Origin of the sequence: Lacticaseibacillus chiayiensis, assembly GCF_004123795.1 — a bacterium.
GTDB lineage: Bacteria > Bacillota > Bacilli > Lactobacillales > Lactobacillaceae > Lacticaseibacillus > Lacticaseibacillus chiayiensis.
Genome location: NZ_MSSM01000017.1, coordinates 1 through 15,821 on the forward strand (window position 1 = coordinate 1; position 15,821 = coordinate 15,821).

The following is a 15,821-nucleotide window of genomic DNA, read 5'->3' on the forward strand; positions in this document are numbered from 1 at the left end:
ACCAGTGTGCCATCAGTAAGCTCAGGATCGACCTACACGGTTCAGTCTGGTGACAGTTGGTGGTCGATTGCTTACAAGTATGGCATGAGCATGTATACTTTGGCTTCTAACAACGGCAAGTCAATCTACAGTGTGATTCACCCAGGCGATGTTATCCTAGTATCTGGCACAAGTTATTCAAGCCACACGTACTACACGGTACAGTCGGGTGACGGCTTCTGGAGCATTGGCCAACGATACGGTGTCAACATGTATACCTTGGCGGCCAACAACGGTCTGTCAATCAACAGCGTGATTCATCCTGGACAGCGATTGCTGATTCGGTAACACCACAAAAAGAGCCTTCTGCCGTTTAACCGCGGTGGAAGGCTTATTTTTAGCCCGATTTTGAATTTAAAATGAAAATATTCTAATTTTTCCTTTTATGAAGGAATTTTAAGAATCGCATAGCATCAGGGATTAGAGCGAGTTTGTATATTTTATATATTATGTCTGAAATGCCTTTATTATAGGCTTTGCAAGAGTTATACACAGGGTTTATCAACAGACTTGACACTGGATATGATACGATTGAGTTGTGGTTAAAGAAATCACCAAAATCAAAGGAGGGGCATAACAGATGGAACAGCATATGTCGTATAAGGACGTCGCCGCATGGTTCTTATCAAAGTCTGCGATGTCGCCTAAAAAGCTTCAGAAACTTGTTTACTATTTTCAGGCTTGGGGCAATGCACTCCTACACTATCCAGTCATCGATGATACGTATTTTGAAGCTTGGCCACATGGCCCGGTTTCGATGGATTTGTATCAGGACTATAAAAAATATGGCTGGACTGATATTGAGAAAGGCAAGCCCATTGAGATTAATTCTGAGAACCTGGATAATCTTTTAGAATCTGTTTGGGTCACGTATGGCGATAAATCGGCTAACGAGCTTGAGGCTTTGACCCATAAAGAAATGCCTTGGAAAAAAGCCAGAGCAGAGTTAGGCCCAGGGGAACACAGTAATAAGCGCATTGCTGATGAAGATATGAAAGAGTTTTATCAGTCCATTTACTCAGGTGACTGACCGTGGGAAAGTCAAAGAAGAACCAGTTGACCAAGCACACAAGCACAGAGCAAAGTAAGTCCTCCTTCGGTAGGATATTGACGAATAGGAATTTTGCCTCAGATAAACCGCAAGGCATACAGTTGGCATCGGATTCTCGGACAACTGCCCGTTTTAAGCTCTCAATTGAACATGTTTTAGAAAATAATTACCAGTTCAAAGATATGAGAGTTGAGGATATAAAAAACTTTAGTAAGTTTATAACATCCACAGTTGGGCGAGGGTTGACGATTACTCAAGTGGAGAGTTCTCTGTTGAGAACTGATGGACCACATGGCGCGAAGAACATCGAACAAGTCGATGGCGAGAAGAAAGAGATGTACCATTTCGGACAAGACAGAACTAAATTTAGAGTGCACGGTTACTATAATGATGAAGACTATTTTGTTATTCATCGCATAGATCCCCAGCACAAAAAATTCAAGTAAAGCTTTCGAGTATATCTTGAGATTTACGGTTTTGAGTTGAAAACGCCATTTTCATTACTTTGTGGTACAAATCCGGCACTTGCGGTCCAAACATGGTGTGCAGAAAAGTGCGAGTGCTTTCAAAAATAAGCCTTCTGCCCGATTGGGTGGGAGGCTTATTTTTGTGCATAAATCATCAGCCACAGCGAAGCCGTTGAAACACGATTTAATAACTTGCTTCTGGATGCTTCTAGATTTGCGAGCCAAAGGGGACAAAAAGGGGACAAGGATACCTCAAATGTTGATACATAGCTATCAGTTATGCCCGGTGGAGGCATCTCTGTTAGCTGGCGAACGCTGACAAAATCGCATAAGAGGTCTTTGATATGCAACCTGTGCTGCTAGCCACTGTCCATCACCCAAATGTCTCTTTACCTCAGCTACAACAGGTTGTGGCGAGTGTCAGCAAAATATTTTCGTCCATTTACGTCACAATCAGTTCTGTCACTACTACTGATATCACGCATTTGCTAGACAAAGCGCCAAAATTTCATTGCCGCATTATTGAGCCGCATGGTGCTGCCGATGCCCGCCGAAAAGTACTTGAGTTTGGTTTGCGGGATGTCCAGTATGCGGCGCCATTTTTTTACTGCGATTTTGATAAAGTCGTGGTAGCGGTGGAACGGGCGGAGTCTGCGTTAGAAACATTTGTGAACCATCTTCAAGTGGTTGATGGGTATCAGATAGTTGGCCGCGATTCAGTAGTGATGCGCAGCTATCCGGCAACTTGGCGCGAAACCGAGGCTATTACCAATAAAGCGGCTTCTGCAGTGTTTGGATTGTCTGATTTGGATATAACGGCAGGATGCTGTGCTTTTAGCCAAGAAGCGGCTAGGTATATTTTAGCTAACTCAGAAGGTTTGCTGACAGATACGGAATGGCCGACGATTTGCAAAGCAGCGAAAGTACCAATCGCGGCAATAAAAGTTAGCTTTCTGCCTTATGATCCAGTGGTCAATGCCGGACGCGACGATGAAAATTGGCGTGGCTATGCATCACGGCTAAGGCTTGCTTATCAAGCACTGCGGTCATTGGAGCAAGGTGCGGATAGCCTGAACCGGACCGATCCGCTCAAGCAAGTTAGGGTCGGCTGGCCATATAATGGTCACTGAGATTGTGACAGTTTCCTATTTTTGGTTGGTGAGCAAAAAAACATTCTTTGAGTTTTACACTCAAAGGGATGTTTTTTCGTACACCTATCTCTTCTCCGCCGCCTTCAATGCCTGCGCTAAATCATCAATCAAATCCTGTTGATCTTCCAGCCCGATCGCAATGCGGACATGCTGCGGTGTCAAACCGGAACCTGTCCGTTTTTCTTCTGGCAGCTTGAACCACGGGAGTTTGACCAAACTGGAAACGGTGCCAAGCGAATCGGCAAAGTCAAAGACCTTGGTGCTGTTCACAAATTTCAGCGGATCGATGTTATCGGCGAGTTTGATAGATAGCAGTCCGCTGGCGCCGGTGGTTTCTTTTTGTGCCAGCTTATACCCCGGATCGCTTTTTAGTCCCGGATAGTAAACATGGGCAACATCAGGGTGCTGGTCTAAAAATTCGGCGACGGCCTGGGCATTGGCTGTTTCGCGATCGAGACGAACGGCGAGGGTGGCGATGCCGCGTGTTACTAAGCTACAGTCGAGGGGACTTAAGATGGCACCAATCGTATTTTGCAGGAAGGCCAGCTTTTTGCTGAGGTCGGGGTGCGCGGATACGACAAGTCCGGCAATGAGGTCGCCGTGGCCGCCGAGGTACTTGGTCGCACTATGTAACACAATGTCAGCACCGAGCTCAAGCGGCCGCTGGTAATAAGGCGTCAGGAACGTGTTGTCCACAATCGTGAGGAGATGGTGGGTTTTGGCCAGCGCGCTAATTGCCTTCACGCTGCTGACTTTAAGCAAGGGATTGGAAAACGTCTCAAAGAAGATCGCCTTGGTTTCAGGGCGAATTGCCGCCGCTACCGCCTTCAAATCACGCGTGTCAACAGCGGTAAAACTTAAGCCATGCTGGGCAAAATACTGATTGATCAGCCGATCGGTGCCACTGTACAGCGAGTCGCCGATAATGAAGTGACTGCCATTGGGGAAAATGGCTAAAACGGTGGCAATGGCGGCCACACCGCTGGAAAAGGCAAAGCCAGCGTCGCCATTTTCCAGCGTTGCAATCTGTCGTTCCAAGTATTCGCGAGTCGGGTTGCCACTACGCGCGTAATCCCAGCGAGTTTCCTGTCCATCAGGGGCAAACCGAAACATGGCGCTTTGATAAATTGGCGGCACGATAGCACCAGCCTGATCAGTCTGTAGTTGCGGTCCATGAACTAATTTCGTGTTGAATTGAGTCATTAAAACCCGCCCTCCCTTTGATGAACATGTTGACTATGTATTACCGCGAATTTCGCACATTCGCGGCTTGAAAGTTTAAAAGCAATGTGACAAGTTATTTTGTCGTCAAGTCGGCACCAAAGTATTTTTGTGATAACTTCTTCAACGTGCCGTCTTTGCGAAGCTCCTTGATGCCTTTAGAAAGAGCAGCTTGGAGCTTCGGTGATTTCTTGCTGACCATTCCCGCGATTTCGTCGGGTTTTGCTGCACTGGTTTTAAGCGTTTGACTCTTCAGACCTGCCGTTGAATTACTCTTGGCGTAAGCATACCAAGCAGCGCTTGAGTTAATGGTGCCATCAGCGCGTTTTTCTTTGACAAGGTTTAACGAAACCGTAAAGTCGCCGGACGGGGTGATGGTGGCGCCGTACTTTTTCGCTAAGGCAGCATTAGGGGTGCCGGTACCTTCAACGAATTTCTTACCTTTGATGTCACTCAGCTGCTTAATCGAAGTATCATCGCTGCGAGTGATCAACGCATAACGTGAGTACATATATGGCGTTGTGAAGGCATAAACTTTCTTACGCTGTGGCGTTTCGGCAATATTGTTGAGCACCAGATCGAACTTTTGACTGCCAAGACCGGCAATCAAAGAATCCCATTGAGTCGGGACAAACTTGGCCTTAACGCCTACCTTTTTGGCTAAGGCCTTGCCGAGTTCAACTTCGAATCCTTGCAGCTTACCGTCTTTGCGATAGGAGAACGGTGCGTAGGTTCCTTCAAGGCCAATCGTGAGTTCATTTTTGTTGATCAGTTCGCTCTTGACGTCGCTGCTTTTAGACGTGGACGAACTACTACCGCAAGCCGTGAGTGTGAAGGCGGCAAGTGCCATGATAGGCAATAACAACCACAACTTTTTCTTTGACATGAAAATTCTTCCTTCCATAATAACTTGAACTTGAACAGGTGCAATTTCTGCACCACGCGCGCAACAACAGCCATCTTACAATTGCGTTGGTTGCGTATTTGCCGTATAGCGCGAGGTGACTTTTTCGAGGTAGCGCTGACCCCAGGACAAAAAGGTGCAGACAATCGCATAAAGAAGTGCGACTAATGAGTACATCAACAACGGCTGGTAGTTTTCGGCCGCGATTTGTTGACTGACCTGAAACATTTCGACGATGGTGATCGATGCCGCCAAAGAAGTGTCCTTTACAAGGCTGATGAAACTATTTGACAGCGGCGGAACCGCGGTTCGCAGCGCCTGAGGGATGATGATTTCTCGCAAAACCAGTCGTCGCGGCAACCCCACAGCATACGCGGCTTCCCACTGACCGGAATCGATGGACAAAAGCGCCGCCCGAATCGTTTCCGCACAGTAAGCGCCAGTATTCAGCGAAAAGGTGATGATCCCCGCCACAACCGGATCGAGCTTAATACCATGCGGGAAAATGCCCGGAATAACTAGGCTTGGTAAGCCGAAGAAAACAATAAACAATTGAACCAGCAAAGGCGTTGAGCGAAAAAGCCAAACGTAAAAAGCGGCAATACCTTTTGCGATGGTGATGAAGATGCCTTTCCGTGCCGAAATGCGCGTCAAGGCAGTGATTAAAGCGATGATGAGGCCAATCGCAAAGGAAACGATCGCAATCGGAATGGTGTATTTGATTCCGGCGGCCACCATTTGCGGTACAGCGTCAACAATGATTTTCCACATATTTTTCCTCCTCTTAAGATACATGCCGGTACTTTCCGCTAAATGTCAAGCAGACTGCACGCTCTCAAGCCACTTTTCTTAGCAACATGCTGCAAACGAACGGGCAAATAAAAAAGCATTTCCGTTCTTGCCCATTTTGCATAGACAAGGACGAAAATGTTCCGCGTTACCACCTTGATTAACCGAACTGATTCGGCTCCCTTTAGGTACAACACACCTCATTGTGTGGATACCCTAACTCAATAACGGGAGCACCCGTCAGTTGCTTGCGGTGATCGTTCACAACTGAATGCATAAAAAGACCATCTTCGCCAGAACCCGACCGTTGTCTTTCACCAAATGACAGCTCGCTGCAGATCTTTGCCTGGTTACTCATCTCTTTACTGCTAAGATATTGACATAACATTAGGATAAAAAACGGGCGTTGTCAATAGGAGCGCGCGAACAGATTGGGCAATTAGGTAACACGCATGCTCTCTAATCGTCTGGCAAGTAGCTTGTAAGAAGGACATTATGTTGCCTGCAAGAGCTGGAGCAATTCGCCACTTCCAACACAAAAACAAACGCAATTTGAATGTCGAAATTGCGTCCGTCTTTATTTCTCCGTGAATAATCCTCTTAGATTATTTTTTTATGAACGAAAGCACGTTCTTCTTACTTGGTTTCATACTTCCCGCCAAGAACGCAATGATGATTGCAATAGCAGAAAGTACAAATTCCAATATTGACCACTTAAAAACCAAGGTTAAAACTAACAATATGATGGCTGCGATTAACAAAACGCCATCTCTAGGACCTAGATTAATGTAAGGATACATCATCATGAGATATCACTCCTCTCATTACCCAACTGTCTTAGGTAATACTAATTCGGTTATCCGTTGTAGTTATACTGCAGTGTCTTTACCAATCCGGGGAAACTCTTTGGCGAACAAATCAGGTTTGGACAAGCCTACATTTTGCAGTAAAACTTAGATATCAATTGAGGCGAAATCTTCTTCCGACAAGGATTGTGTCATGACATAGAAACAAGAACAACAGAAGAAAGCTCCCTTTGGTAATATGGTTGCTTAAAAACAGGTACTACAGGAACAAGAAAAGAAGAGATTTTACCTGATGTCGGTATTGAATCAGCAGGTGTTAGTGAGTTTCATCTCCTCGTAGCGTTGTAAAAAAGTATTTAAAAGAATGACTGAGACGGGAGAGGGAACGCAAAGTGCGCGGGAACATTAGTGACGAAAATGTAAGCGCTTGTTAGTCATCCCAACCACGTAATACACTCTTATCTTTTCACTGTCAATAGATGAACTTTGCCATTAAGAACGAGGACCATCGAAATACGCCGCGCAACCGTTAAACGAAGGTTCTGACCTCTTTGATACTCGTAATGTCGTTAGGAAGCACCATGAGCGTCTAGGCTACTTTCTCTTGATGCCGCAGAACCGTGTCGACGTACCGCTAGTGTGACCACCAATCCTAGTAGCAGACCAACCAAACTACCTGCTATGTGAATGTAATCGCTCATTGTGAACGAACCTCTTCCTAAGAAAGGATAGGTCCACGGTATTGAGCAGACAAACACCCAAAACGTAAGGTTGAAAAGATCAACCTTACTTTTAGCTCGATTTTTTTGGGTAATGATATACCGCACTAGTGTATAAAATAGAAGCCCGAATAAAGCAGTGGACATGCCCACTACATAGCCATTCGCTCCGTCGATATTCAAATAACTTGGAATCGTTATTTGGCTGTTAGCTAAGTAGATGATGAAGGTGTTTGCTAATAAGTTACCACCCATACCGCTGATAATGAAGATAATCAGAGACTCACTGTAGGTGGTTATTTTTTGGACAACAAAACTGAGTGCTACAAGCATGATACTGTTAGAGATTAGTTCTGAAAAGCCATAGTTACTTAAGAATAAACACGTTAAAGCACGGTACCATTGCATGGGCGAGGACATCGTGATGTTTGGAACGTTGGTAAAGTTTGCGATGCTGAAAGCGTTAAAATCGTTAAAACGGGTAGTGAGACCAAACACTAACCAGGCAATAATGAGAATTAGAATTGCTGGATTGGCAATAGTTTTCTTCGTCATTCTTTAAAGCTTCCCCTCTAGGTTGGTTTATTCGACCCGTTAAATTCTCTCATTCTGCATGGTACTTGACAACTTAGCCAAACAGTTTTGCACGCGGTGTGTTAACTTGACAGTCTGTTTTTCGTCTCGAAATTGAGCAGTCCGATAGCGATCTTGGGAAGCTCAGCTTACACTCTCTAGTCCCAAAGTCCAGTGACTTTATTTCATGAATGCGGTATATTAAATGCGGAGAAGGTATGTAAGATGTTAATGTTTTAGTGGAGGATAAGATGAAAAAGGCATGGTTTTACGGCTTAGCTGCCATGCTTGGTTTGGGTGTATCAACGGTGATCGCGAATCAATCGTCGACGTTTGCAGCAACAGCGCCGCCGACTGCGATCCAGGCTTCCGTTCCAAGCTGCAGTGACGCACAAGCAAAAGATGGACATAGCGATGAGCAGAATGTTGTCACCGAAAAGCCGACTGATGATCATCCACCGGTCATCACAGTGGCTGATACGGATGAACCGACTGATAGTAAGGAAAACTTGAAAAGTTCCGTGGTGACTTTAGACAGTCAGAATGACAAAAAGTCATCCACAAGCACTGAGGCAATCAGCAGTGTTCCAGTACCAAGTAGCAAAGCATCAGAAACCTCGGTAAACAAACCAAGTAAAACTTCCGAAAAAACGATTAGTTCCACGCCGACCATCAAAACCGAGCAGGAAGTTAATTCGCTGGTTAGTCCGTCAGTGACAAAGCCGACAGCAGAGGAGCAAAAAGAACAGGCCGTGGTTGCGGCAGCGCAAGCAGCAACTCACGATCCTGACAAAGGCGGTCAGTCATTGCCAGTCGTTTCAAGTGGTATTAATTACTTTACTACCAAAAAGCAGCAACACGAGCGAAACGCTATTGAACTCATTTGGCAGGCGTTGCTGGATACGGTTTTGCAACGGCAGCAATGCCCACTTGATTTAAATGATCGGTTGATTGTCAATGTACCGAGCATGCATCGTGGTATTCTTAAAACGTCTTGGACATTGATGACTAAAGCGCCCCACCAGACGTTTTTTGATAATGAATTTGCGCAGACTTTTCAAAAAGACATGTTGAAACCGACTCGTCGAACGATTAACGATGTCGTCGGGCTACTTAATCAAGCGCTGCTGAAGCACTTGATCAATATCGATTATCGGTGAATTTTTTAAGCGACAATAGAAGAGACCGTATAAAAATAAAGGTAGCGATCGCGCAGAACGTGATCGCTACCTTTTCGATTGCGGCGAAATGTCTGATCAAGCAGCCTTTGAGTAGCTGGCTTTTGGGATGATCAGCAAGAACGTGGCCGCTTAATTTTGTTCAGCTTAAACCTTGGCTAAGGCCGTTGCTCGCCGTGTTTTAACGGTGTGGGCGACCAAGCCGATAACCAGACCGACAGCAGCTGGAACCAGCCAGCCTAAGCCCATGGCAGCAAATGGCAGATAATGTAATTGGAAACTGTGTAAAGCCAGGCCAACTGCGCTTTGGCTCACAACTGCTGGGAATGCGGCAAACATGTCCAAAACAGCCGGTACTGCGGTGAAGGCAACGACGACGCGGTAAACGACCGGATCGTGATGGAATGCTTTACCGAAAACAGACATAAGGATGAGTACCATTGAGAATGGATATAGAAACATCAACATTGGCACGGACCAAGCGATGATTTGTTCAAGGCCGAAGTTAGCAGTCAGAAAGGACAGAAAACTCGTCAGTGCCAGCCATGCCCGGTAGCTCACCTTGGGAAAATGCCGGTGGAAGTCTTGCGCGAATGCGGCGACCAAGCCCACAGCGGTTGTCAAACAGGTCAGCGTTAGCAAGGTGGCTAAAACAGCGTGGCCAGCGGTACCGAAGTAATAAGTGACCACCTGATTAAAGGCAGTGCCACCTTCAGGACTTAGTTTGAAATGTGCCAGTGACATGCTGCCAAGCACGATTAATGCAACATAGATCAAACCGATAAAACTGGTTGCCATGACGCCGGCCTTAGCGGTTGCTTTGGCGACATGGTCATCATTTTTCAATCCCAAGCCACGAACTGCTGTTACAACGGTGACCCCAAATGCTAATGCAGCAAGGGCATCCATTGTGTTATATCCTTGCAAGAAGCCATTCATGAAGCTGCCGTTTTTGTATGCGGCGGTGACGGTTTGGGCAGCCGGATTGCCCATTGGATGCAGATAGCCGACAAAGAATACGAAGAATAAGAGCACTAGAAAAATCGGGTTCAAAACTTTACCGATAGCAGTGGTGATCTTCCGTTCCTTATATGACAGGAAGAACGCTGCGCCGAAGAACAAAGCGGAGAAAACAAGGAGGCCGCCTTGCTGCCAGTCTTTTGGCAACATTGGCAGAACACCGGTGGTAAATGAGACCGTTGCAGTCCGCGGGGTGCCGAACATAGGACCGATCGTTGCGTGAATCAGCACCATGAAGACGAGGGCGAATACGCTACCAAGCGGCCGGCCAATATCATAAACGCCTTCCGCATGCGTGGCGGCGATTGCTAAAACGCCTAACAGCGGCAGTGCAACCGCTGTGACCAGGAAACCGAGCATAGCCGGGAACCAGTTAGCTCCGGCAAGCTGACCGAGGTGCAGTGGGAAAATTAAATTGCCGGCGCCAAAGAAAAGGCCGAACAAAAGTGATGCAATGACGACATAATCACGGGTTGAAAGTTTCTTTTCAGACAATTCCATTTGAGTTCCTCCAATAGGTTTAAGTCAGATGTTAATTCATTCATGAAGCGACTAATGTGGGTAATGTCAGATTCCAATTGCATCACTTCCTTAATTGGTTTGATGATCTAGTTGCTACGCGGAAATGCGGACAAGTTGTGGACAAGATCGAGAGTTATGGCAGCTTAAGCTCACCATAACGCGTTCACCATTTCAGAAACCTGCGACCAAGGCCACTTACACTCCGTTTTCTAACAAGACTGGTTCACGCTCAAAAAAAGTCGCCCTTAGATTTAATCTAAGGGCGACTTTGCGCGGTACCACCTTAATTCGCCAAAGCATAAAGCCTTGGCCTTCATCGCATACGGTCCATTGACGATATGCTAGCACTGTAATGGGTGCTCCCATGACACGTTACTGAAGGTTCGGTGTCCTGCTTGAAAGGGATCTTCATCATGCCCTGAATGCTTCCTCACACCAACCGAAGCTCGCTGAATCCATGAACATGACTACTTGTCTTTCGCGTTGCATTTGTATTTGATTATGAGTTTAACACGCTTTGCTTCCTTGTCAACAACTAATCTAAATTTAATGTTGTTCGTAAGGTCAAAGAAAAACTCAGCGGCATTTAAAATAGTGTCTGGCAAAACTCGTGAGAGGAAAAATTATAATATTTATATAATGAAATCAATAGATATCTTTGACAAAAGTTCATTAGTGCACAGCTTATCTTGGTTAACCAACACACAAAATGACAATCACAAAAATAAATTTTTTAATGGGTTCAATAACGCTTATTTGATGAACTGGTTAAAAGTAAATTGCTAATGCTGCTTATAAATATACATTAATGTAAGTGGCCTAATTTTATAAAAAACAAAATTTCAAAAATTCCGTAATATTGCCCGTCTGACGGGGCTGAATAGCTGATCGTATTGTTTGATTACCGATTCAGCATGATGCTATATTGATATTAGTAACACAGGTAAAGAAACTTTTCATAACATCCATGGAGGTAAAATCTATGAAGAAAATTCATTATATTGTAACTGGTATTTCGGCGTTGACATTAGCAGGTTGTCTGGTACCAGCAGGCAGTGTGTTTGCTGCAAATGACACAAAGACTTCTGTGGCAGAAGTTAATATTATTCCTGGTAATATTACCCTGGATAAGGTGCCTGATCTTCACTTTGGCTCCATTGACATTGGTCAGATCACGGCAGCTAACGTTGACCTAAACCTTGACAACAATTCGATTGACACATCGGGTCCGGTTAAAGACGGCACCAATGCCATGGACGGTAACGATAATGGTGAACTAACTGTGGCTGACAATCGTGGTACCAGCGCAGGTTGGGCCCTGACCGCTCAATTAGGCAATATGAAAGAATCTGGCGGTAAAACCTTGAAAGGGTCACTGACACTCAAAACCGGTGACGTCGTGACAGATAACCCGACCCTCAATGCAGTTAATCCAACTGTAGGAAAAACACTTGATATCGGCGGTGGTTCAGTTCCAATCTGGAAGGCTGACGCTTTGGAAACAGGCACAAATGGGCAAGGGCAAGGTAAGAACACGGCCTTATTAAAGAAAGGCAGCGAAACGGTTCTTCATCTTCTCAAAGATCCAACAGCAAGCGCCGGCCGATACCAAGCAGCGATTACTTGGACGCTGGCTGATGCACCTTTGTAATTTAGTGTTCAAGCTAAAGGGCGGCGGGGCATCCGCTGTCCTTTTTTGGCAGATTAACGCGTTTTCCGGTTTCTACCCGGACTGGTTCACGCTCAGAGAGGGGTAAGCATGAAACGGAAAATTTTATTTGGCCTGATCGCGTTGCTGGGTCTCTTTTGGCTGGGCAATTCGCAGCAGGTTCAGGCGGCTGAAGGTGCAGGTTTCACGATTAGCCCCGCTCTGCCGCAAAATCAGATCGACAAGTCGACGTACTTTAATTTGCTGGTCAAGCCCGGTGATACGCAGCGGTTGCTCATTTATGTCAAGAACACGAGCAATGAGGCCAAGAAGCTAAAAGTCAGCCCCGTCAGTGCGTTCACGCAAAATAACGGAACATTAGGATATTATCCAAATAACAAGAAAGATAACTCGGCCGAATACACCTTTGCGCAACTGGCCAGTGACCCGCAAACTATTGACGTACCTGCCAATGGTCAAGTACCGGTGACGTTTGATGTCAAAATTCCCGAGCAAGGTTTCAAAGGCCAGATCCTCGGCAGCCTGTATGTCGAAGACCCGAATGTGCGTAAAAGCAGCGGCAGTGGGATGGCGATTAATAACAAATTTGCCATGCTGGTCGGCGTGGTGTTGCAGACGTCAGAAACCGAAGTGGCACCTGACTTGAAACTTTTACAGGTCAAACCGGGCTTGCAGGACAATCAAGCAGGGGTTTTGGCGACCATCCAGAATTTCAAGCCGCGTCTGTTTGGTGACATGACGCTGGACGGCAAAGTGTATCGCCAAGGCTCAAACGAACCGTATTTAACCCGACATGAAAAAGGCTGGTCGTTTGCCCCTAACTCACATTTTGACTATGCCATTTTCACCAAGGAGGCGCTTGCTCCCGGAACCTACACCTTGGATTTAACGGCCAAGGCAGTCGGAAAAACGTGGCATTGGCGCCGCAACTTTACAATTACCCGACAACAGTCAGACGCCATTGAAGAAAAATTAGGCCGGACACCGCAACAAACACCTTGGATGTGGATCATCATTGCGATCATCCTTGCCGTGGTGATTCTGATCCTGCTTTGGCTTATTTGGCGGCAACGACAGAAGAGAGGAAGGGAGACTGATGGCGAAAAGAAAGCGTAACTTTTGGTTTATGATGCTCATGATGGTCGGTCTCACGGCAGGCGGAGCCGCAGCCCATAAGGTATACGCCGAAACATCAGTGGCACAAGTCGAACTCGTCGGCGAATTACCGTCAACGGGGCCGGATCCAACGCCACCACCGACTTCGAAGCCTGATCCAAAACCTGACCCAAAACCCGATCCCGGCACAGACCCAAGTACAAAACCGGGAACCGACGATCCGAGCGATCCAAGTGCCCCTTCTCGTTCGTCTGATTCATCCGGAACAGGTGCTTCACATGATGACTCACACGGACAGGGCCAACGTCAATCGATTCTTGACTATAGCCGACTGCCGCAGACCGGAGATGCCGTTCAGCCATGGTTCATTGTGATCGGACTCGAAATTCTGGTCATTGTTGGCCTAGGCGCTTTACTGATACATGGACGTTCGCGGCAAGGAGGTAAAAAATGAAGAGAAAAACTTTAATGATGATCTGCCTTGCCGCGGTGTTTAGCATTTTGCTCGGACCACTGCAAGCTGTGGCAGCGGCGGCGACTTGGCCAGCTGGCAGCCCATACCCGGCACCGGGCGCGGGTACGTTTACGAGCTTGAATGGTGTTTTTTCACCAGTGAGCACACAGTCTCAAATGATTTCTAATGGCACGGATGAAGTTGGCCTTGAGTTGAACGTTAATAAGGCGGGGCAGACAGGTAGTGTTTGGAGTAATAAGCCGTTTGTTGATTTAGACAAAAGTTCTTTTAAGTTAGACATGCAAATTTATTTAGGTAATAGCAGCAGTGGGGCTGATGGACTTGCTTTTGCTCTGGCAGGGGACAGGCCAACCAAGCCGATGTCAGGTGGCGCGTCACTTGGCATCTGGGGGATTACTGGTAAGAGCGGTGGAAAGCCAATTGACATTGCCACAACTGGTTTGCCCAACAGTTTTGCAATCGCGGTTGACACCAAGAGAAGTATTGATGGCCTAATTGCTACAACAGGGATGGATCAAAGGGTTGGCTATCCCGTACTTGGTTCGTCAAACCAGTATATTGGTTCTGGTTATCCTGGCCAGTCAAGTATGTATGCAATCGGTTTTCCAAATTACAAAACCGAGCTCATATTCAACAACTCGGAATTTCCAAATAATGCCAAAGTTTTAAGTAGCAAAATTAACAACGGCTCATGGCACAATTTAAGCGTAGAGTGGAACAAGTCTGATACTGGCGGGGAGCTGTCTTATACATTAAGTGGTTCAGGTATCGACACTGTCACGCGCGCACTCACATGGACTGATCAACAAATCAACGACATTTTTGGCTATAAGCGCAAACTTTTCCTAGGTTTCACGAGTGCCACAGGTGACGCATTTGAACCCCATGTCGTTGCCATTAAAAGTCTCGCTGACTTCGTGACTGTCAACAAAACCGAAGTAACGTTAAAACGTGGCGATGAAGTCGTCCACGAAGATACGTTGTTAAATCCTGGTGATCAATTAACCTATAACTACAACGTTGACGTGGATAATCTCGATGGCACGAATTGGCCAGTGCACGAAATTGTCCTACCCAAAGGCGAGTATTTTGATTATCTCAAACCGGATGGCACACCGGCTCGAGCAGGTGATGAAGTGGATGTTGAATTGAAAGTGAACGGGCAACCGGGACCGACCGTTAAAGCAGTCGTCCAGGCCGATGAACGTTCCGCAATCATTTCCGAAATGCCAGCGTTGCCGAAGAACAAGGAGACGACTTTTTCATTCAGCCTCCCTGCTGAGGTCAAGCTGTATGATTTACCGACTAATCAGGCTTTTAGTGATGATGCCGGTAAGCTTGTTGGTGGCCCAGAAAATGTCAGTTATCCGTTTGTTAATACTGCCGACCGGTCGAATCAAATCAAATATGTCATTGCTTCACACCAAGGAAGCTTGTCTTTGGAAAGCGTTCCAAGTTTTATGTTTAAAAAAATGGCAGGTGGGTTTGTTAATCCGACGGTTGCCGATATCATCCGCGGTTTTCCAGGACAAAAACCGTTGCCAACAGATCCATCTGATGTTGATTTTGGAAAATGGGTAATCGCGACTGGTGAGGAAACGCCTGAAGTTTCCGGCAAATATTTGCAGGTTATCGACTCACGACCAACTAAACCAGGATGGCGTTTACAGATGTCCCTTTCGCCATTCGAATTAACCGATCATAGCTATGTGCTTGGTGATAATGGCAGTACCGCTGGCGGTAAGGCTGAAATGGTATTGGTTGATGCACCAGACCCTTCGACTGTTACTGAGGTAGCGAGGGTGAAAGACAATAACAATACCGTGACTATTAAGAATATGGCTTCGGGTGGTGACAATTGGCAGCTTGGCGATTCTGCCCAACACACCCAAGCCTTGATGGCGATTGAAAAAACACCGTCTGTCCGCGCCGGACAATACCATGCAACAGCAACCTGGACACTTGCCGATGTCCCTGAGTAAAGATTGGAGAACATGTGAAGTCTAGTATCTGTATGAATATGTTGATGATCTTGAAAATGAGGCGATATGAATGGTTCTTATTTTGGAAAATCGGATTGTCAGTATTGAAGATATAAGGGATCATAGATAAAAATATGTT

At 46.2% G+C, this 15,821-nt stretch carries 15 protein-coding genes and 2 other annotated features; of the genes, 9 read left to right on the forward strand and 6 right to left on the reverse strand.

Translation table 11 applies throughout. The features are described 5' to 3' along the window. The 4 genes from BVJ53_RS07360 to BVJ53_RS07375 all read left to right on the forward strand — a co-directional run. A partial coding sequence (locus tag BVJ53_RS07360) for a LysM peptidoglycan-binding domain-containing protein (RefSeq protein ID WP_137295983.1) occupies positions 1–327 on the forward strand: 327 nt, incomplete at its 5' end. 292 nt (positions 328–619) lie between these two features. Beyond that, positions 620–1,069, forward strand: a complete 450-nt coding sequence (locus tag BVJ53_RS07365) for a Panacea domain-containing protein (RefSeq protein ID WP_129301855.1) — start codon at positions 620–622, stop codon at positions 1,067–1,069. Positions 1,070–1,071: 2 nt separating this feature from the next. Then, on the forward strand, positions 1,072–1,536 hold the full coding sequence (locus BVJ53_RS07370; protein ID WP_129301856.1) for an MAG6450 family protein: 465 nt from the start codon (positions 1,072–1,074) through the stop codon (positions 1,534–1,536). A 365-nt stretch (positions 1,537–1,901) separates the two neighbouring features. Then, the gene (locus BVJ53_RS07375; protein ID WP_129301857.1) at positions 1,902–2,687 is read left to right on the forward strand and encodes a hypothetical protein; all 786 of its coding nucleotides are present in this window, start codon (positions 1,902–1,904) and stop codon (positions 2,685–2,687) included. Positions 2,688–2,771: 84 nt separating this feature from the next. Here BVJ53_RS07375 and BVJ53_RS07380 read toward each other — a convergent pair whose 3' ends face one another. The 5 genes from BVJ53_RS07380 to BVJ53_RS07400 form a co-directional block, all read right to left on the reverse strand. Then, entirely contained in the window at positions 2,772–3,911 is a 1,140-nt protein-coding gene (locus BVJ53_RS07380; protein ID WP_129301858.1) for a trans-sulfuration enzyme family protein, read from the reverse strand. Between the two features lie 94 nt (positions 3,912–4,005). Beyond that, on the reverse strand, positions 4,006–4,815 hold the full coding sequence (locus tag BVJ53_RS07385) for a transporter substrate-binding domain-containing protein (protein ID WP_129301859.1): 810 nt from the start codon (positions 4,813–4,815) through the stop codon (positions 4,006–4,008). Positions 4,816–4,890: 75 nt separating this feature from the next. Further along, positions 4,891–5,604, reverse strand: a complete 714-nt coding sequence (locus BVJ53_RS07390; protein WP_129301860.1) for an amino acid ABC transporter permease — start codon at positions 5,602–5,604, stop codon at positions 4,891–4,893. Between the two features lie 143 nt (positions 5,605–5,747). Next, positions 5,748–5,997 (reverse strand) — a binding site (T-box leader). Between the two features lie 230 nt (positions 5,998–6,227). Beyond that, positions 6,228–6,428: a hypothetical protein gene (locus BVJ53_RS15315; protein WP_129301861.1), complete on the reverse strand. Its 201-nt coding sequence runs from the start codon at positions 6,426–6,428 to the stop codon at positions 6,228–6,230. Positions 6,429–6,997: 569 nt separating this feature from the next. Next, the gene (locus BVJ53_RS07400; RefSeq protein ID WP_129301862.1) at positions 6,998–7,702 is read right to left on the reverse strand and encodes a rhomboid family intramembrane serine protease; all 705 of its coding nucleotides are present in this window, start codon (positions 7,700–7,702) and stop codon (positions 6,998–7,000) included. Between the two features lie 269 nt (positions 7,703–7,971). Between BVJ53_RS07400 and BVJ53_RS07405 the strand changes: the two genes are divergently transcribed. Further along, entirely contained in the window at positions 7,972–8,880 is a 909-nt protein-coding gene (locus tag BVJ53_RS07405; RefSeq protein WP_129301863.1) for a hypothetical protein, read from the forward strand. A gap of 165 nt (positions 8,881–9,045) precedes the next feature. On the opposite strand, the gene brnQ is transcribed toward BVJ53_RS07405, so the two are convergent. Then, positions 9,046–10,419, reverse strand: coding sequence for a branched-chain amino acid transport system II carrier protein (gene brnQ, locus BVJ53_RS07410; RefSeq protein ID WP_129301864.1), 1,374 nt, complete (start codon positions 10,417–10,419; stop codon positions 9,046–9,048). Positions 10,420–10,695: 276 nt separating this feature from the next. Then, positions 10,696–10,933, reverse strand: a binding site (T-box leader). A gap of 489 nt (positions 10,934–11,422) precedes the next feature. Here brnQ and BVJ53_RS07420 point away from each other — a divergent pair. The 4 genes from BVJ53_RS07420 (at position 11,423) to BVJ53_RS07435 (ending at position 15,682) form a co-directional block, all read left to right on the forward strand. Beyond that, a complete protein-coding gene (locus BVJ53_RS07420) occupies positions 11,423–12,091 on the forward strand; it encodes a WxL domain-containing protein (protein WP_129301866.1) in 669 nt (222 codons plus the stop codon). Between the two features lie 108 nt (positions 12,092–12,199). Beyond that, complete coding sequence (locus tag BVJ53_RS07425) at positions 12,200–13,225, forward strand: DUF916 and DUF3324 domain-containing protein (RefSeq protein ID WP_129301867.1); 1,026 nt, start codon at positions 12,200–12,202, stop codon at positions 13,223–13,225. Next, positions 13,206–13,679 (forward strand): LPXTG cell wall anchor domain-containing protein, encoded by a 474-nt coding sequence (locus tag BVJ53_RS07430; protein WP_129301868.1) that lies wholly within the window; start codon positions 13,206–13,208, stop codon positions 13,677–13,679. The genes BVJ53_RS07425 and BVJ53_RS07430 overlap by 20 nt, the downstream gene beginning before the upstream one ends. Next, a complete protein-coding gene (locus BVJ53_RS07435) occupies positions 13,676–15,682 on the forward strand; it encodes a WxL domain-containing protein (RefSeq protein ID WP_129301869.1) in 2,007 nt (668 codons plus the stop codon). Before BVJ53_RS07430 ends, BVJ53_RS07435 begins: the two co-directional genes overlap by 4 nt. Positions 15,683–15,821 lie beyond the last annotated feature (139 nt).